The sequence below is a fragment of the Amycolatopsis sp. NBC_00345 genome, from assembly GCF_036116635.1.
Lineage (GTDB): Bacteria > Actinomycetota > Actinomycetes > Mycobacteriales > Pseudonocardiaceae > Amycolatopsis.
Genome location: NZ_CP107995.1, coordinates 5,360,524 through 5,378,492, shown reverse-complemented (window position 1 = coordinate 5,378,492; position 17,969 = coordinate 5,360,524). Strand labels below are relative to the sequence as shown.

15 protein-coding genes are annotated in these 17,969 nt (G+C 71.6%); 9 read left to right on the top strand and 6 right to left on the bottom strand.

All coding sequences use genetic code 11. The features are described from left to right. Positions 1–34 precede the first annotated feature (34 nt). The 3 genes from OG943_RS23925 to hrpA all read left to right on the top strand — a co-directional run bounded on the left by OG943_RS23925 (position 35) and on the right by hrpA (position 5,518). Positions 35–283, top strand: coding sequence for a hypothetical protein (locus tag OG943_RS23925; protein WP_328603136.1), 249 nt, complete (start codon positions 35–37; stop codon positions 281–283). Between the two features lie 47 nt (positions 284–330). Next, positions 331–1,518, top strand: a complete 1,188-nt coding sequence (locus OG943_RS23920; protein ID WP_328603135.1) for a cation:proton antiporter — start codon at positions 331–333, stop codon at positions 1,516–1,518. A gap of 175 nt (positions 1,519–1,693) precedes the next feature. Then, positions 1,694–5,518, top strand: a complete 3,825-nt coding sequence (hrpA, locus tag OG943_RS23915; protein WP_442874808.1) for an ATP-dependent RNA helicase HrpA — start codon at positions 1,694–1,696, stop codon at positions 5,516–5,518. Between the two features lie 335 nt (positions 5,519–5,853). Here hrpA and OG943_RS23910 read toward each other — a convergent pair whose 3' ends face one another. Together OG943_RS23910 and OG943_RS23905 are read right to left on the bottom strand one after the other, a co-directional pair. Then, positions 5,854–6,183 carry a hypothetical protein gene (locus OG943_RS23910; protein ID WP_328603133.1) on the bottom strand — a complete coding sequence of 110 codons (330 nt, stop codon included), beginning with the start codon at positions 6,181–6,183 and terminating at the stop codon, positions 5,854–5,856. A gap of 95 nt (positions 6,184–6,278) precedes the next feature. Continuing rightward, positions 6,279–7,994, bottom strand: a complete 1,716-nt coding sequence (locus tag OG943_RS23905; protein ID WP_328603132.1) for a bifunctional 3'-5' exonuclease/DNA polymerase — start codon at positions 7,992–7,994, stop codon at positions 6,279–6,281. Between the two features lie 165 nt (positions 7,995–8,159). Between OG943_RS23905 and OG943_RS23900 the strand changes: the two genes are divergently transcribed. Then, positions 8,160–9,806: an acyl-CoA synthetase gene (locus OG943_RS23900; RefSeq protein WP_328603131.1), complete on the top strand. Its 1,647-nt coding sequence runs from the start codon at positions 8,160–8,162 to the stop codon at positions 9,804–9,806. A 53-nt stretch (positions 9,807–9,859) separates the two neighbouring features. Here the strand turns inward: OG943_RS23900 and OG943_RS23895 are convergent, their stop codons facing one another. After that, a complete protein-coding gene (locus OG943_RS23895) occupies positions 9,860–10,795 on the bottom strand; it encodes a hypothetical protein (RefSeq protein ID WP_328603130.1) in 936 nt (311 codons plus the stop codon). Positions 10,796–11,126: 331 nt separating this feature from the next. On the opposite strand from OG943_RS23895, the gene OG943_RS23890 reads away from it, so the two are divergent. The 3 genes from OG943_RS23890 to OG943_RS23880 are packed head-to-tail and all read left to right on the top strand — an operon-like array spanning position 11,127 to position 13,600. After that, positions 11,127–11,879 carry an SDR family oxidoreductase gene (locus tag OG943_RS23890; RefSeq protein ID WP_328603129.1) on the top strand — a complete coding sequence of 251 codons (753 nt, stop codon included), beginning with the start codon at positions 11,127–11,129 and terminating at the stop codon, positions 11,877–11,879. Then, positions 11,876–12,943 carry a phosphotransferase family protein gene (locus OG943_RS23885; RefSeq protein WP_328603128.1) on the top strand — a complete coding sequence of 356 codons (1,068 nt, stop codon included), beginning with the start codon at positions 11,876–11,878 and terminating at the stop codon, positions 12,941–12,943. Before OG943_RS23890 ends, OG943_RS23885 begins: the two co-directional genes overlap by 4 nt. Then, entirely contained in the window at positions 12,944–13,600 is a 657-nt protein-coding gene (locus OG943_RS23880) for a histidine phosphatase family protein (RefSeq protein WP_328603127.1), read from the top strand. A gap of 276 nt (positions 13,601–13,876) precedes the next feature. Here OG943_RS23880 and OG943_RS23870 read toward each other — a convergent pair whose 3' ends face one another. Then, positions 13,877–14,440, bottom strand: a complete 564-nt coding sequence (locus OG943_RS23870; protein ID WP_328603126.1) for a TetR/AcrR family transcriptional regulator — start codon at positions 14,438–14,440, stop codon at positions 13,877–13,879. A gap of 91 nt (positions 14,441–14,531) precedes the next feature. Here OG943_RS23870 and OG943_RS23865 point away from each other — a divergent pair, with 91 nt between their 5' ends. After that, complete coding sequence (locus tag OG943_RS23865) at positions 14,532–15,542, top strand: NADP-dependent oxidoreductase (RefSeq protein WP_328603125.1); 1,011 nt, start codon at positions 14,532–14,534, stop codon at positions 15,540–15,542. A gap of 12 nt (positions 15,543–15,554) precedes the next feature. Here OG943_RS23865 and OG943_RS23860 read toward each other — a convergent pair whose 3' ends face one another. Together OG943_RS23860 and OG943_RS23855 are read right to left on the bottom strand one after the other, a co-directional pair. Beyond that, positions 15,555–16,382 carry an enoyl-CoA hydratase family protein gene (locus tag OG943_RS23860; protein ID WP_328603124.1) on the bottom strand — a complete coding sequence of 276 codons (828 nt, stop codon included), beginning with the start codon at positions 16,380–16,382 and terminating at the stop codon, positions 15,555–15,557. Then, the gene (locus OG943_RS23855) at positions 16,379–17,071 is read right to left on the bottom strand and encodes an SDR family NAD(P)-dependent oxidoreductase (RefSeq protein WP_328603123.1); all 693 of its coding nucleotides are present in this window, start codon (positions 17,069–17,071) and stop codon (positions 16,379–16,381) included. Before OG943_RS23855 ends, OG943_RS23860 begins: the two co-directional genes overlap by 4 nt. A gap of 119 nt (positions 17,072–17,190) precedes the next feature. Between OG943_RS23855 and OG943_RS23850 the strand changes: the two genes are divergently transcribed. Beyond that, positions 17,191–17,967 (top strand): PaaX family transcriptional regulator, encoded by a 777-nt coding sequence (locus OG943_RS23850; RefSeq protein ID WP_328612138.1) that lies wholly within the window; start codon positions 17,191–17,193, stop codon positions 17,965–17,967. The last annotated feature ends 2 nt before the right edge of the window (positions 17,968–17,969 follow it).

Below are 17,969 nucleotides of genomic sequence, written 5' to 3'. Positions count from 1 at the left end.
CCTCGCCCTGGTCTTGGGCGGAGTTTTCCCTGCTGTGGCAACGGCTTCGAGCAGCTCGGCGGTGGCGCACCCGGCCCGCGCCGCGGCTGCCGCACCGGCCTCGGCGGCCGTGCCGGGGCACCGGCCGGCGCAGCCCGCGCCGCACCCGCTGCCGTTCGCCGAACCGCCCGCCGTGATGACGCCGCCGCGCCCGGCTGCCGGCGTGATCGTCACGGAAGCCCGCCCGGCCGCCCCGTTCCGGCCGGTGCGCGCGCCCGAGGCCCGCGCCCCGCCGCGCGGCTGAGTACGCCCTGGTCACCCGTACTCAAGCTGTCGCTCGGAGGAGTCCCCATGAGCAACGGTCATGCTTTGCTGGCCGTCGGCGGCGCGTTCCTCGCCGCCGGAGTCGTCGCCCGGCTCGGCGCCCGCATCGGGCTGCCGACGATCCCCCTCTTCATGCTGGCCGGTTTCCTGTTCGGCCCGAACACCCCCGGTCTGTCCCTTGTGGACGACCCCGGCCAGCTCGGTGTGCTGGCCGGCCTCGGCCTGGTCTTCCTGCTGTTCTACCTCGGCCTCGAGTTCTCACTCGACGACCTCGCCCGCGGCGGCAGACGGCTCGTCGGCGCCGGGCTGGGCTACCTGGTGCTCAACGTCGGCGGCGGGCTCGCGTTCGGTTTCACGCTGGGCTGGGGCGCGCGCGAGGCGCTGGTGATCGCCGGCGCCATCGGCATCTCCTCGTCCGCGATCGTCACGAAACTGCTGCTCGAAACGAAGCGGCTGAACAACCCCGAGTCCCGGCTGATCATGGGCATCATCGTGCTGGAGGACCTGTTCCTCGCGCTCTACCTGGCGTTGCTGCAGCCGGTGCTCAGCGGCGCGGACGGCTTCGGCGCGGCGCTGGCCGACTTCGGCAAGGCGTTCGGCTTCCTGCTCGTGCTGGCCGCGCTGGCCCGCTGGGGCGGCCGCGCGGTCTCGAAGCTCTTCGGCTCGGCGGACGACGAGCTGCTGACGGTCTGTTTCGTCGGCGTCGCCGTGCTCGGGGCCGCCGTCGCCGAGGAGGTCGGCGTGTCCGACGCGATCGGCGCGTTCATGGTCGGCATGATGCTCGGCAGCTCGAAGGTCGCCCCGCGGGTGCACAAGCTGGTCCTGCCGCTGCGTGACGCGTTCGGCGCGCTGTTCTTCTTCATCTTCGGCCTGTCCATCGACCCGCGGGCGGTCGGGACGGTGGTGCTGCCGGTGCTCGCCGCCGTCGCCCTGACGCTGGTGCTCAACCTCGCCGCGGGCGCCTTCGCCGCCCGGCTGCACTCGTTCGACCGGCAGGCGGGGGTGAACATCGGCCTGACCGTCCTGACCCGGGGCGAGTTCTCCCTGGTGCTCGCGGCCATGGCCACGACGGCGGGGCTGGACGAGCGGGTGGCCCCGTTCGTCGCGGGCTACGTCCTGCTCCTCGCGGTGATCGGGCCGCTGGCGGTGCTCCGCTCGGACCGGCTGACCTGGCTGCTGCCGCGGCGCCTGCTGCCCGCGCCGACCGCCGCCTGACCCCTGCCCCGAGGCCTCCGTTGTGCCCTGAAGGCCACCATGAGGGCATGCACGTCCCTCATGGTGGCCTTCAGGGCATATTCAGGAGCCTCGTCCGTCACGCACGGCTATCCTTGGCCCAAGTATGTCCACTCAATCCCCGCTCGAAGCGCTGCGCGCCCGGCTGCCCGAGTTGATGTCGCGTGACGAGCATCGGCTTCGGCGGCGGCTGGACGGCGCCCGCCGGGCCCGTGACAAGCAAGCCGTCGCCGAAAAGCTGGCGGCCGACTTCGACGCCGCCGAGCTGCGGGTGCGGCGCCGGCGCGAGGGCGTGCCGAAGATCGAATACCCGGCCGAGCTGCCGGTCAGCCGGCTCAAGGACGAGATCGGCGACGCGATCCGCGACCACCAGGTGGTGATCGTCGCGGGGGAGACCGGGTCGGGCAAGACCACGCAGCTGCCGAAGATCTGCCTGGAGCTGGGCCGCGGCATCCGCGGCCAGATCGGGCACACCCAGCCGCGGCGGCTGGCCGCGCGCACGGTCGCCGACCGGATCGCCAGCGAGCTGAAGACCGAGCTGGGCGAGGCCGTCGGGTACAAGGTCCGGTTCACCGACCAGTCCGGCCAGGGCACCCTCGTCAAGCTGATGACCGACGGCATCCTGCTCGCCGAGATCCAGACCGACCCGATGCTGCGCCAGTACGACACGCTGATCATCGACGAGGCCCACGAGCGCAGCCTCAACATCGACTTCATCCTCGGCTACCTCAAGCAGCTGCTGCCGCGCCGCCCCGACCTCAAGGTGATCATCACCTCGGCGACCATCGACCCGGAGCGGTTTTCGAAGCACTTCAATGACGCGCCGATCGTCGAGGTCTCCGGCCGCACCTATCCGGTCGAGGTCCGCTACCGGCCGCTCGTCGACCCGGACGACCCCGGCGCCGACCCGGACCGCGACCAGACGCAGGCCATCGCCGAGGCCGTCGAGGAGCTGTGCGCCGAGGGCCCGGGCGACGTACTGGTGTTCCTCTCCGGCGAGCGCGAGATCCGCGACACCGCGGACGTGCTCAACCGGATGGACCTGCGCAGCACCGAGGTGCTGCCGCTGTACGCGCGGCTTTCGTCGGCGGATCAGCACCGGGTGTTCCAGCGCCACACCGGCCGCCGGGTCGTGCTGGCCACGAACGTCGCGGAGACGTCGCTGACCGTGCCGGGCATCAAGTACGTGATCGACCCGGGCACCGCGCGCATCTCCCGCTACAGCCACCGCACGAAGGTGCAGCGGCTGCCGATCGAGCCGGTCTCGCAGGCGTCGGCCAACCAGCGCAAGGGCCGCTGCGGCCGTACTTCGGACGGCATCTGCATCCGGCTCTACTCGGAAGACGACTTCGACGCCCGGCCCGAGTTCACCGATCCGGAGATCCTGCGCACCAACCTCGCGTCGGTGATCCTGCAGATGACCTCGCTCGGGCTCGGCGACATGGCCGCGTTCCCGTTCGTGGAGCCGCCGGACCGCCGTCAGATCGCCGACGGGGTGCAGCTGCTGCAGGAGCTGGGCGCGTTCGACGCCACCGAGACCACCCGCCTCACCGAGACCGGGCGCCAGCTCGCGCTGCTGCCGGTGGACCCGCGGATGGCGCGCATGGTGCTGGAGGCTTCCCGCAACGGCTGCGTGCGCGAGATGATGATCATCGCCGCCGCACTGTCCATTCAGGACCCGCGCGAGCGGCCGGCGGAGAAGCAGCAGGCCGCCGACGCCCAGCACGCCCGGTTCGCCGACCCGACCTCGGACTTCCTGGCCTACCTCAAGCTCTGGGACTACCTCGCCGAGCAGCAGAAGGCGCTGACCGGCAACCAGTTCCGCCGGCTGTGCCGCAGCGAGTACCTCAACTACCTGCGCGTGCGCGAGTGGCAGGACATCTTCAGCCAGCTGCGCCAGCTTGCGAAGCCGCTGGGCATCGCGCTGAACACCACCCCGGCCGAGCCGCAGCAGGTGCACACCTCGCTGATCGCCGGGCTGCTGTCGCACATCGGGCTCAAAGACCCGGCGAAGGGCGACTACCTGGGCGCACGGGGCGCGCGCTTCGGCGTGTTCCCGGGCTCGGCGCTGTTCAAGAAGCAGCCGCGCTGGGTGATGTCGGCCGAGCTGGTCGAGACCTCACGGCTGTGGGGCCGGGTGAACGCGCGGATCGAGCCGGAGTGGGTCGAGCCGCTGGCCGGGCACGTGGTCAAGCGCAACTACTCCGAGCCGCACTGGGAGCGCAAGCAGGGCGCGGTGATGGCGGTGGAGAAGGTGACGCTGTACGGCGTCCCGCTGATCGCCGACCGGCGCGTGAACTACGGCCGCATCGACCCCGAGCTGTCGCGCGAGCTGTTCATCCGCCACGCGCTGGTGGAGGGCGACTGGCAGACCAGCCACAAGTTCTTCGCCGAGAACCGCGCGCTGCTCGACGAGGTCGAGGACCTGGAGAACCGGGCGCGGCGCCGCGACATCCTGGTGGACGACGAGACGCTGTTCGAGTTCTACGACCAGCGCGTGCCGGCCGACGTGGTGTCGGTGCGGCACTTCGACAGCTGGTGGAAGAAGGCCCGCCGCGACGACCCGGACGCGCTGTCGTTCGAGAAGTCCATGCTGATCAACGAGACCGCGGGCGGGGTGCGCGAGTCGGACTACCCGGACTCGTGGACGCAGGGCTCGCTGGTCTTCAAGCTCACCTACCAGTTCGAGCCGGGCGCGGACGCCGACGGCGTCACTGTGCACATCCCGCTGCCCGTGCTGAACCAGGTGACCCCCGACGGCTTCGACTGGCAGGTGCCCGGCCTGCGCGAGGAACTGGCGACGCAACTGGTCAAGTCGCTGCCGAAGGCGTTGCGGCGCAACTTCGTGCCGGCGCCGGACACGGCGAAGTACGTCCTTTCGCGAGTATCCCCTTCGGACGGTCCGCTGGTCGACGTGCTGTCGGACGAGCTGGAGGCGCTGCGCGGCGTCGCGGTGCCGTACTCCGCGTGGGACCTCGCGGCGGTGCCGGAGCACCTGCGGATGACGTTCCGGATCCTCGACGAGCGGGCCAAGCTGGTCGCCGAGGGCAAGGACGTCGAGGAGCTGAAACGGCGGCTGGCCCCGCGCGTGCGCGAGACGATTTCCCAGGCGGCCAACAGTCTTGAGAAGGCGGGCCTGACGGCGCCCGCGTTCGGCGAGCTGCCGAAAGTGTTCGCGTCGAAGCAGCGCGGGCACGACGTCAAGGCGTACCCGGCGCTGGTGGACGAGGGCGCGTCCGTGGCCGTGCGGCTGCTGGACACCCCGGCGCAGCAGGAGCACGCGATGTGGGCCGGCACGCGGCGGATGCTGCGGCTGAACCTGAACTCGCCGATGAAGTTCATCACCCGGTCGCTGTCGAACTCCTCGAAGCTGGTGCTGAACCGCAATCCGCACGGCAGCGTCGCCGCGCTGCTGGAGGACTGCGTCGACTGCGCGGTGGACTCCCTGATGACCGCGGCCGGCGGCCCGGTCTGGGCCGAGGCGGGTTTCGCGAAGCTGCTGGAGCAGGTGCGGGCGGGCCTTAACCCGGCCGTGCTGGACGTGCTGACGGAGGTGGAGCGCATCCTGCGCGCCGCCAACGACGTCGAAACGGTCCTGCCGGACACCCTCGGCCCGGCGGAGTCGCTGGCCGACATCCGCGCGCAGCTGGACGGCCTGGTGTACGCGGGCTTCGTGACCGAGACGGGCGCCCCCCGGCTGCGCCACGTGGTCCGTTACCTGCGCGGCATCGAGCGCCGCCTGGAGAAGCTGCCCACCGAGCCCACCCGCGACCTCCAGCGCACGGCCGACGTCGCCTGGATCACGGGGGAGTACCGCGCGGCGCTGGCTTCCCTGCCGCCGGGCACGTCTTCCCCCGCCCTGCGCGAGGTGCGCTGGATGATCGAGGAACTCCGGGTGAGCTTCTTCGCCCAGACACTGGGGACCGCGCATCCGGTGTCGTTGAAACGCATCACGAAGGCACTGGACGACGCGTTCGCCTGAGGCTTGCGTTTATTTCACGATGAACGCAACGGTCGCCACTCCCGCAACCACATCGGTGCCTGGAAGAATGAGTAGACAACCACGAAAGCCGACAGAATCGCGATGAGCCCCGGGCCGGCGGAAGGCACGAACCACAGCCAGAGCACCGCGGCGAGAAGCAGGTATCCCCAGAGGCTTACCAGTTTTCTTTTCGTCGACTTTCGCATCATGCGATCTCAACGTAGTGATCGTCGAGCGGGCGGCGATAGCGCTGGGCGGCTGACTCCGAGCTTGGCCGTGTGGTCGGTGATCATTCGCCGGGCTGATGGGACGGGTGATGCGGTACAACCGACGCATCAGGTGGGAGATTTTCCTACGCTGCGCCGAAAACGCCGATCCATCACCAAACTCGCCACCACACAGACCACGATGCCGCCCAGTGCGCCGAATACCACCGGATTGGTCCAGGACGGAACACCCTCGTAAGTGGTGCCGTCTTCGAAGACGCAGGTCCAATGCAGGGGCAGGAAGCCGCCGTCCATGTGGTCGAGCGGGGCGCTGGCCGGGACGATCTGCTGCGCACACCGTTCCCGGACCTCGCCGACCGCTGTGAGGGCGCCGCCCGCGAGGTAGGCCAGCAGGGCGAGGCCGAACAGCAGTGGGACGGCCGTCCAGAGCGCGGTCACGGTCCGGGAAGGTGTGCGCGCCATCGTATTCCCCCAAGGTTGGCCAAGAGACCAGTCTGCCAAGAGGACCAGTCTGCCAAGAGATCGGCGGGCGCCTACTTCGCGTCCGCGTAGGTCTCGACCGGCGCGATGTGCATCGGGAACCGGACCGGGCAGGCTTCGCCGAAGAGGCGGCGGGCGGATTCCTCCACGCAGGCCTCGATGAGGTCCGAGACTTCGCGGGCGAGGGCGGCCGGGGTGTGGACGATGACCTCGTCGTGCTGGAAGAAGACGAGGTGGGCGGGGGCGGGCAGGCGCTGGCGCAGTGTCGCGAGCAGGACCGCCGTCATGTCCGCCGCGCTGGCCTGCACCACGAAGTTGCGGGTGAACCGGCCCCAGCCCCGGGACGCGCGGCGGGCGCGGGTTTCCGCCGCCTCGTCCTCCGCCAGGCCGCCGGTCAGCGCGCGCCACGCGGCCGACGGGGCGGGGGAGGTGCGGCCCAGGCGGGAGCGCACGCGCTCGCCGCGTTCGCCCGCCGCCGCGGCGTGCTCCACATAGGACACGGCGTCCGGGAAACGCTGGCGCAGCAACGCCAGCAGCGGCCCGGCCTCGCCCGAGGTGCCGCCGTACATCGCCGACAGCATGGCGATCTTCGCCTTCGACCGGTCGTCGCGCGTGTCGCCGGAGACCACTGGCACGTATCGCGTGCCGGAGAACAGCGCCTCGCCCAGCCGGGCGTACAGGTCTGTGGCCGCGGCGACCTCCGCGAGCCGTCGGTCGCCGGACAGCGCGGTGAGCACGCGGGGCTCCAGCTGCGCCGCGTCGGCCACCACGAGCTGCCAGCCCGGGTCCGCCCGGACGCAGGTGCGCAGCACCTTCGGGATCTGCAGCGCCCCGCCGCCGCGCGTGGCCCAGCGCCCCGACACCACGCCGCCGACGATGTAGTGCGGCCGGAACCGCCCGTCGCCGACCCACTCCTCGAGCCACGCCCAGCCGTTGGCCGAGTGCAGCCGGGACAGCTCCTTGTACTCCAGCAACGGTTCCACGGCCGGGTGGTCGATCTCGCGCAGGAAGTGCTTACGCGCCGACGGCACCTCGATGCCCTCGCGCGCCAGTGCCCGCACCACGCTCGGCGGCGAGTCCGGGTTCACCGCCCGGCCGCCGAACGCCTCGGTGATCCGCGCCGCCAGGTCCAGCAGCACCTTCGGCCGCTGCCCGGCCGGGACCCGCGGCCCCAGCCGCCGCGCCAGCAGCTCCAGGTGCAGGTCCGCCCGCCACGGCAGCCCGTCGGCGGTCATCTCCTCCGCGGCCAGCGCGCTCGCGGACTCCGCGGCCAGCAGCAGCCGCATTCGCCCGGGCGTCGCCAACGCCGCGACCCTCTTCTCCTGCTCCGCCAGCACCCGCCGGGCGGCGGCCAGCACCGTCACCCCGGCCGGCAGCCCCGGCCCGCGTGGCGAGAACAGCGTGGGCTGCACCTCCTCGCCGACGCCACCGCCACCGCCATCAAAAGCGGGCCCGTCGTCCGGCGGCTCCTCCCCGTTCGCCCGCGCCCACGCCGCGCGCAGGCTCCGCGACTGCCCCTCCTGCCCGTCGTAGGCCAGCAGCAGCCCCTCGGCCAGGCCCAGGTCGTGGCAACGCTGCACCCGGACCCCGGCCGCGACCAGCACCGGGTACACCGCCGCCACCGACGGGAACACCCACCGCGGCGACCCGTCCGCCTCCCGCCGCCGCACCTCGGCCACCCACTCGGCCTCGGACAGCCCGGTCAGCGGGCCCGAGGGGGTGTCGATCGTGTAGCCGGAGTCCTCCTCCTGCCCGGTGATCACCTGCACCCTCGCATTGTGCGCGCCGGCACCGACAATTCCGGCCGCCGAACCTGGCCGAAGCTGCCTGGTGCACGTCGGCCCGGCTTGGGCTACTGTCGAGTAGCCCCCATACCGCCGGTACGCCGACGGCGGTGTGGCTCTCTCTCCCGCCGCAGCAACGGAGGTGCCCGGATGAGATACCCGGCCGGTGTGTCCGAGCTCGCCAGCCTGGTCACGGACAAGGTGACGGAGACCGTGCGCAGCGTCGACGTGATGCGTCGCGCCGGCCTCGTGCCGTTCCCCCGCCTCGACGAGGGACTGCGGTCCCTGGTCGCCATCCGGAAGTACGGCCCGTTCGCCGGGGCCAACCACATCGCCGCCCGCCGTGACCCCACGGCCGTCGGGATCGTCGACGAGCTCGGCCCGCTCACCTTCAAGCAGCTCGACGACCAGTCGAACGCGCTGGCCAGGGCCTGGGCCGAGCGCGGCCTCGGCCCGGGCTCGGTGATCGCCGCGCTGTGCCGCGACCACCGCGGGCTGGTGCTGACCATGGCCGCGTCCGGCAAGCTCGGCGCGCGCCTGCTGCTGATGAACACCGGGTTCGCGAAGCCGCAGCTGGCCGACGTCGCCGCGCGCGAGGGCGTCACGGCGCTCGTCTACGACCAGGAGTTCACCGGCCTGCTGGACGCGATCTCGCCGTCGGTCGAGCGGTACCTGGCCTGGGTCGACCAGGACGGGGACCACACCGGCCGGGACATCCCGGTGCTCGACGAGATCATCGCCAGCACCGACGACCGGCCGTTGCCCGCGCCGGCCAAGCCCGGCGGGTTCGTCCTGCTCACCAGCGGGACCACCGGGACGCCCAAGGGCGCGCCGCGGCCGCACACCTCCGCGCTGGCGTCCGCCCAGTTCCTGGACCGCATCCCGTTACGCGCCGGCGAAGCGACGTACATGGGCGCGCCGCTGTTCCACGGCACGGGACTTTCGCAGTTCATCCTGTCGTTCGCACTCGGGTGCACGGTGGTGATGCGGCGGAAGTTCAGCCCGGAGGAGGCGCTCAAGGGCATCGCCGAGCACCGCTGCACCGCGCTGGTACTGGTGCCGACGATGCTGCAGCGGATCGTCGACCTGCCCGCGGAGACCCGCGCCAAGTACGACGCGTCGTGCCTGCGGATCATCTTCGTCGCGGGCTCCGCGCTGTCGCCGGACCTCGGCAACCGCGCGAACGAGGAGTTCGGCCCCGTGGTGCACAACCTGTACGGCTCCACGGAGGTCGCGGTCGCCACCGTCGCGACGCCGGAGGACTGGCGGCGCGCGCCCGGCACCGTCGGCCGCGCGCCGGTGGGCTGCCGCGTCGCGCTGTACGACCTGGACGGCAAGAAGATCACCGAGCCGCACGTGACGGCGCGCGTGTTCGTCGGCAGTGGCCTCAGCTTCGGCGGCTACACCGACGGCAGGCACAAGGAGATCATCGACGGCCTGCTCTCCAGCGGCGACGTCGGCCACTTCGACGACGACGGCCTGCTCTTCATCGACGGCCGCGACGACGAGATGATCGTCTCCGGCGGCGAGAACGTGTTCCCGGTCGAGGTGGAGAACCTGCTCGTCGAGCGCGAGGACGTGTTGGAGGCGGCCGTGATCGGCGTCGAGGACGCGGACTTCGGCCAGCGCCTCAAGGCGTTTGTCGTGCGGGTGGAGGAATCGGGGCTGGACGCCGACGGCGTGCGCGAGTACGTCAAGGCCAACCTGGCCCGGTACAAGGTCCCGCGTGACGTGGAGTTCCTGGACGAGCTGCCGCGCAACGCCACCGGGAAGGTGCTGCGCTCGAAGCTGAGCTGATCAGGCTCGTGAGTGTTGAGGACGGTTCTAACCGTCTTCAACACTCACGAGTCCTACTCCCACTCGATGCCGTAGATGCCCGGCCCGAAGTCCAGGGCCACCGCGTGGACGCCGTGACCGCCGTCGAGGGCGAGGCGGCGGCGGGACGGCGTGCCGTCGTTCGGGCGGCCGTACTGCCAGCACTGCGCGGGCACCGCTTCGGGCGCGAAGCGGACCTCCAGCAGGTACTCGCGCACAGGCCGCCGGAACTCGCGGTAGTGCGTGTTCCGGCATTCCGGATACGGCGGGCCCGCGTTGGTCAGCGAGTACTCGATCAGATGCGTCTCACCGCGGTCGACGGTGCGCTCGAAAAGCAGTTCGGCGACCAGGATTCCGTGGGCATCGTCCACTTCGGTGCGCCCGACGCGGCAGTTGCGGACCGGGTGCAGCTCGGGCACCGCCGCCGCGTCTCCTTGTGTGTACACCAGAAGCCAGCGGTCCTGGCCGTCCGCGCCCGCCTGGAACACCGCGCGCGCGGTGACCGAGCGCTGGCCGCCGTCCTCGGCGATCTCGCACAGGTCGTGCAGGCCGACGAGCTTCAGCTGGTTCTGGCGGTCCAGCGCGTTCGGCGCGCCGACGCGGTCGAGCAGCGGCTGCAGCGTCTCGCGGGTGAAGGTGAGCGGCTCCTCGCCGGCGCGGTCCCGACGCGCCGCGCTGCCCCGCGGCCGGGGCGGCGGCAGCAGGCCGAGCAGCGAGCCGGCGGGCACGCCGAGGATCTCCTCCAGCACCCGCACCGCCGACAGCGAACCGGACCGCTCGGGCTGGCGCTTGCCGGACTGCCAGTAGCTCAGCGCGGTGACGCTCACCGCCGTGCCGCGGGCGCGCAGCCGGGCCTGGATCCGGTCGAGCGAGAGCCCGCTGGTGGCGATGGCGGCCCGCAGCGCGGTCGCGAACGCGGTCCGTTCGTCCGCCGCGCCCGGTCCGGCGCCGTTCGCAGCTCCACCCGCCATGTCCCGCCCCGACCGTCCCCGCCGCTGGTCCGTTCACCTGGAGTGCCCAAGCCGACACGGAGACGTTAGCAGGGTCCGGGCCTGCTCAGGGCACTGTCACTGGAGCGAACGGCCTAGTACTGGCAACTGTGAACCATTGCCTGACCTGCGCGGTCGCGTTTGTATGGCCTTCGTACCCGTCGCGCCCGGGCCCCCGGCGCGGCACATCCTTCGGCCCCGGCAGACGGTCCGCGCCCCGTGCACTGCCGATGGCCGTACCTGGTACCGGTGGCCCGGCGATGCCCCCAGCGCCGGGCCACCGGTCTGGTTACCAGCCGGTAGGATCCCGCCCATGGTCCTGCGGAAGAACATCCTGATCACCGGTGCCAGCTCGGGCCTCGGCGAAGGCATGGCCCGCCAGTTCGCGGCCCGCGGCCGCAACCTCGCGCTCTGCGCGCGGCGCGCCGACCGGCTCGACGAGCTGGCCGCCGAACTCAAGGCGGCCTACCCGGGGATCACGGTCGTGACCCGGTGCCTCGACGTGAACGAGCACGACCGCGTCTTCACCGTGTTCGACGAGTTCCGCGCCGCACTCGGCTCGCTCGACCGCGTGATCGTCAACGCGGGCCTCGGCAAGGGCCAGCCGGTCGGCCGCGGCCGGTTCGACGTCAACCGGCAGACGCTGGAGACCAACTTCATCGCCGCGGCCGCCCAGATCGAGGCCGCCGCCGGCATCTTCCGCGAGCAGCGCGAAGGCCACCTCGCGGTGATGTCGTCGTTCATGGCGATCCGCGGGCTGCCCAAGAACTCCACCGCGTACGCCGCCTCGAAGGCGGGTATCTCGGCGTTTGTCGCCGGCACGCGGGCGGAACTGCGCCGGAAGGGCATCGCGGTCACCGAGATCCGGCCCGGCTACATAGAGTCCGAAATGTACGACCGGGTCGGCGGCAGCCCGCTGGCCACGCGAGCGGAGGCCGGTGCCCGCGCACTGGCGAAAGCGGTCGAGGCCGAGCCGAAGCTGGCGTACGTGCCGTCGTGGCCGTGGGTCCCGCTGGCCCTGGCCGTGCGGCTGGCCCCGGAGAGCCTGCTGAGGAGGTTCGCATGACCGACGGGACGGTCGACGTCCGTGCCGAGGACGTGTTCGACGCCGACGCCGTGCACGCCTGGCTGTCCGGGCGCGTGCCGGGGCTCGGCGACCGGCCGCCGGTGGTCCGGCAGTTCCCCGGCGGCGCGTCCAATCTGACGTACCTGCTCGCCTACCCGGGCCGCGAGCTGATCCTGCGGCGCCCGCCCGCGGGGCACAAAGCCGCGTCGGCGCACGACATGCGGCGCGAGTACCGCGTGCAGCGCGCGCTGAAGCCGGTGTTCCCGTACGTGCCGGAGATGCTCGCGTTCGGCCGCGCGGAGGACGAAGGCCCGCTGGGCAGCGACTTCTACGTGATGGAGCGGCTCGACGGCCTGATCCTCCGCGGCGACCTGCCCGGCGGCCTCGACCTGACCCCGGAGCAGGCGCGTGAGCTGTCCGGCCGGGTCGTCGACCGGCTCGTGCAGCTGCACTCGGTGGACGTCGACGCGGCCGGCTTGGCCGACCTCGGCAAGGGCACGGGTTACGTCGAGCGCCAGGTGCGCGGCTGGACCGGCCGCTTCGAGAAGGCGCGCACGGACAACGTCGGCGACTTCGCCGACGTGATCCGCTGGCTGGACGGCAACCGGCCCGGCGAGGCCCGGATCTGCTTGATCCACAACGACTACCGTCTCGACAACCTGGTCCTCGACGGCCCGGACACGCTCCGCGTCACCGGCGTCCTCGACTGGGAGCTGGCGACCCTCGGCGACCCGCTGATGGAGCTCGGCAGCACGCTGTCCTATTGGGTCCAGGCCGATGACGACGACGTGATGAAGTCCAGCCGTCGCCAGCCGACGCACATTCCCGGCATGTACACCCGCGAGGAGTTCGTCGCCCACTACGCCGGCGCCACCGGCATCGAGGTCGGCGACTGGCGGTTCTACGAGGTGTACGGGCTGTTCCGGCTCGCCGTGGTGATCCAGCAGCTCTACCGCCGGTACCACGACGGCCAGACGCACAACCCGGCGTTCAAGGACTTCTGGCAGTTCGTCCGCTACCTCGAAGGGCGCTGCCGCGAGGTCATCATGAAGGGAAGGGCCTGAATGGGCGCCATCTACCTCGTCCGCCACGGCCAGGCCTCGTTCGGCGCCGAGGACTACGACGCCCTGTCGGAACGCGGGTTCGAACAGTCCACTGTGGTCGGTGCCGAACTGAAGCGCCGCGGGGTCACGTTCAGCCAGGCCCGTTCCGGCTCGCTCGCCCGGCAGCGGGACACCGCGGCCACCGCGCTCAAGGCGCTCGGCGCGGACGTCCCGGTGGCCGAAGACCCGCGCTGGAACGAGTACGACCATGTCGACATCGCCCGGCACCACGCGGGCGGCGCGGCGCAGGAGGACTCCCGCGCGTACCAAAGCGTGCTCGACGCCGCGCTGGCCGCGTGGGTCGAGGCGGGCGAAGGCGGGCCGTGCGCCGAGACGTGGCCCGCCTTCCTCGCGCGCTGCACGGACGCGCTCGCCGACGTCGTCGCGTCGCTCGGAAAAGGGGAGCACGCGGTCGTGTTCACCTCGGGCGGGGTGATCGGCGCGGTCTGCGGCGCGCTGCTGGGCACGCCGGAGACGGGGCTGCTGAAGCTGAACCGCGTCACGGTCAACGGCGGCATCACCAAGGTGACGTCCGGCCGTGGCGGGGTGAACCTGTTGACCTTCAACGAACATTCGCACTTCGATGCGGACGCTGCCGGGCTGCTCACCTACCGGTAGGAGGCGGTCAGGCGGTTCGGCGAAGTCACGGTCGTCCCGGTCAACTTCACCGACTCCTCGCGCCGCACCCCGGACGAGTCCTTTGTGGCCGTTGCCGAGACGGGTGCGTGTCACGTCACGCGGATTTGGTTGCACGGCAGCCGCGCGTGCCGTCGCTGGACCTGGTCCGCCGGCTGCCCGCCCCGCTGCGGGCCGCGGTGCGCGCGCTGTCCGCGAACACGGTGGCCGCCGGTACTTCGGCAGCCTTGAGGAACCGGCGATCGCCTACACCGGCCTTTAGCCGCCGTGCGGCGTGGTCGAAGTCAGGATCGCGTCGGCGATGACGTCGAAGAGGTGGTGGGCGCGGGCCGCGAGCGCAGGCTGGTCGCCGAGCCACGAGAGTGCCCCGACCAGTGCGAACAGGTCAGTGCCATCGATGTCGGCCCGTGCGGTGCCTTCGGCCTGGGCGCGGGTGAGCAGCCGCGTGCCGGCCGCGCGCATCGTGACGCACGAAGCGTGGAGCGCGGACTCGGCGTCTTCGATGGCGGCCACCATCAGCTCCGTGACACCTCGGTACTCGTGGGCCCACGTGACGCATTCGCGTAACCACAAAGCGAGCGCATCCTGGGGAGAGCTCGAAGTTTCGAGTTCGTCGGCCCTGGCCGCGAGCTCGTCGAAGCCGGTGCGGAGCAAAGCTTCGAGCAAGGCCTCTCGCGTTGGAAAGTGGCGGTACAGCGTGGCGAGCGCGACGCCGGCCCGGCGGGCGATGTCGCGTAACGACGCGTTGGCGCCTTGCTCGGCCACGACCGTGCTCGCGACCGTGAGCAGCTGGTCGTAGTTCTTCCTGGCGTCGGCTCGCATACCCCCACCTTGACAGACGTACCACTGCTCCACATAATCGGATCACTGGTACGTTTACGCCAGTCCCAGCCACCCCGGTCAAGAGGAAACGATGTCGACAACCACGATGAAGGCGATCCGGCTGCACGAGTTCGGCGGCCCCGAGGTGCTGAGCTACGACGAGGTCCCGCTGCCCAAGCCGAAGCCGGGCGAGGTCCTCGTTCGCGTGCACGCGGCCGGCCTCAATCCGCCGGACTGGTACGTCCGCGAAGGCATGCCGGACGTACCGGAGGAGTTGCGGCCGCCGATGAATCTGCCCCTGATCCCGGGGACGGACGTGTCGGGTGTCGTGGCGGCCGTCGCCGCGGGGGTGGGCGACCTGTCCGTCGGCGACGAGGTCTTCGGGATGCTGCGTTTTCCCGGTTCCGGTGCCGCCGCCTATGCCGAGTACGTCGCCGCGCCGGCTTCGGACCTGGCTCGCAAGCCGGCCGGAATCGATCACGTGCACGCCGCGGGGGCGCCCATGGCCGGGCTCACCGCGTGGCAGTTCCTGATCGAGCTCGGGCACGATCAGCCGAACCCGCTGCAATCGGGGCCGCATCACCCGATCGCGATCAGCCCTGGGATGACGGTGCTCGTCAACGGGGCCGCGGGTGGCGTGGGCCATTTCGGGGTGCAGCTGGCGAAAGAGCGGGGCGCACGGGTCATCGCGGTGGCCTCGGGCGCGCACGAGGCGTTCCTGCGCGACCTCGGTTCGGACGAGTTCGTCGACTACACCAAGACCCCGCCCGAGGACGTCGCGCACGACGTCGACCTCGTTCTCGACACTCTCGGCGGTCCCACCAGCAGCCGTTTCCTGCGCACGCTCAAGCGCGGCGGCGCCCTTTATCCGGTGTACCTCGCCGAATTCGACGCCGAAGAAACCGCGAAGCTGGGCGTCACGACCTCGCTCACCCAGGTCCGCGCGAACGGCGCGCAGCTCGCGGAACTTGGGCGCCTGCTTGACAAGGGCACGGTTCGCGTCGCCGTGGACAGCACGTTTCCGCTCGCGGAAGCCGCGAAGGCGCACGAGCGGGCCGCCCGCGGGCACCTCCGGGGCAAGATCGTGCTCACCGTCGGCTGAGGACGGAGCCGCTCAGCGACCCGTCCACTGTGGACTACGCCCGGCGGACCAGGCGGCGTAGAACTCCTTGTGGTCCTTGGCCGTCATGAGCAGCGCCTGGGTGATCGCCTCCAGCTCGATGGCGCCGCCGAGGTCGGTGTCGAGCTCGCGGGTCAGCAGGACCTTGGTGGTGGAGTACGCCAGCGCCGGGCCGTCGGCCAGGCGGCGGGCGAGTGCCTGCGCCGCGGCCGGCAGCTCCTCGTCGTCGACGACCTGGGTGGCCAGGCCGATCGTCTCGGCGCGGGCGGCGTCGAGCTTGTCGCCCAGCATCAGCAGTTCCGTGGCGCGGCCGAGGCCCACCAGGCGCGGCAGCAGGTACGCCGCGCCCATGTCCGCGCCGGCCAGCCCGACCTTGGTGAACAGGAAGGCGAACTTCGCCGAGCGCGCCAGCAGCCGGAAGTCGCTGGCCAGCGCGATCACCGAGCCCGCGCCCGCGGCGATGCCGTTGATCGCGGCGATCACCGGGATCGGCGTCTCGCGCAGCGCCTTCACCACCGCGCCGGTCATGCGGGTGAACTCCAGCAGCTCGGCCGTCTCCATCTTCTGCAGTTCGCCGATGATCTCCTCGACGTCACCGCCCGAGCAGAAGCCGCGGCCGCGGCCGGTGATCACCAGCACCCGCACGTCGCCGCGGTGCGGCAGCTCCAGCACGAGGTCCCGCAGGTCCGCGTAGACGTCGAAGGTGAGCGCGTTCAGCTTGTCCGGCCGGTCGAAGGTCAGCGTCGCGACCCCGTCGTCCACCGTGAAACCGAAGTGCTCCCACGACTTCGTGAGCGGGGGCGTGGCGCGGAACGGGCTCATTTCTGGATTCCTCCACCGTCGAGTACAAGGGTCTGTCCGTTGATGGCGGCGGCCTCGTCCGCGGCCAGGAAGGCCACCGCGAAGGCGACCTCTTGCGGTTCGAGCAGGCGTCCGAGCGGCGACGAGGCGGCGAGCGCGGCTTCGGCGGCCGCCTCGTCCCGGCCGGTGCGCTCGTGGATGCGCGCGACCGAGTCCGCCGTCATGTCGGTGCGCACGAACGCCGGGCACACCGCGTTCGCCGTCACGCCGGTGCCGGCGACCTCCGCCGACACCGCGCGCATCAGCCCGACCGCCGCGTGTTTCGACGCCGTGTACCCGGAGGTGTAGCGGACGCCGGTGTGGCCCGCGGTCGACGCCACCGTGACGATCCGGCCGCGGCCGCGCGCCCGCATGCCCGGCAGCACCTCGCGGGTGCACAGGAAGGCGCCCGTGGCGTTGACCGAGAGCTGGCTCTGCCACTCGGCCAAAGTGGTCTTCGCGGTGGGCGCGCTCGACGAAACGCCGGCGTTGTTCACCAGCACGTCCACCGGGCCGGCGCCGGCGAAGTACGCGCGCACGGCCGCTTCGTCGGTCACGTCGCACTCCCGGCGGCCCGGGGCGAGCACCGTGTCGCCGGCGCCGGCGAAGTGCGCGGCGATCGCGGCGCCGATGCCGCGCGTGCCGCCCGTGACGACCACCAGCCTCGTCATCCGGCTCCTCTCCACGCTGGGAAGCAGGTCACACCGGGAAAGCTACACCGCAGCGGGCTGGGGTGTATAGAGTTGCGGCCGTGCCCGAACCGAACGCCGCCGGCCCGCAGGAGCTGGTGATGACGCTGCTCGGCAGCTACGTGTCGCCACGCGAGAGCAGGCGCGTGTGGTCCGGCGGCCTCGTCACGCTGCTCACCGAGCTGGGCTTCTCCGACGGCGCCGCCCGCATCGCGCTGACCCGGCTGGTGCACCGGGGCCTGCTGGCCCGCCACCGCGACGGACGGCTGGTGCACTACTCGCTCACCCCGCGCACCGTCGCGCTGCTCGCCGACGGCGACCGGCGGATCTTCGGCCTCGGCCGCGGCGACCGGCCCGCGGGCACCTGGACCGTGCTGTGGCCGGGCATCCCGGAGAGCCGGCGGCAGGCGCGCGAGCGGCTCGTGCGGCGGCTGCGGTTCCTCGGCTTCGGCCCGGTGCAGGACGGCACCTGGATCGCGCCGCACGACCGGGAAGCCGAGGTGCTCGCGCTGCTGGCGGAGCTGGACGTGACCGAGCACGCCGGGCTGATGCTCGGCTCCCCGTCGGCGGCACTCGACGTGCGCCGTTTCGCCGGGCGCGCCTGGGACCTGGACGAGCTTTCCGCGCGGTACGACGCTTTTGTCACCGAGTTCGGCCCCTGCCTCCGCGAAACGCTCAGCGACGCCGACGCGTTCTCCGTGCGGACCCGGCTGGTGCACACGTTCCGCGTGTTCCCGTCGCTCGACCCGGAGCTGCCCGGCGAGCTGATCCCCGCGCCCGGGCGGCGCGCGGCGGCGATCAAGCTGTTCCACGACCTGTACACGGCGCTGGCCCCCGCGGCGCAGCGCCATTTCGACCAAACCCTATCGACGAGGTGAGG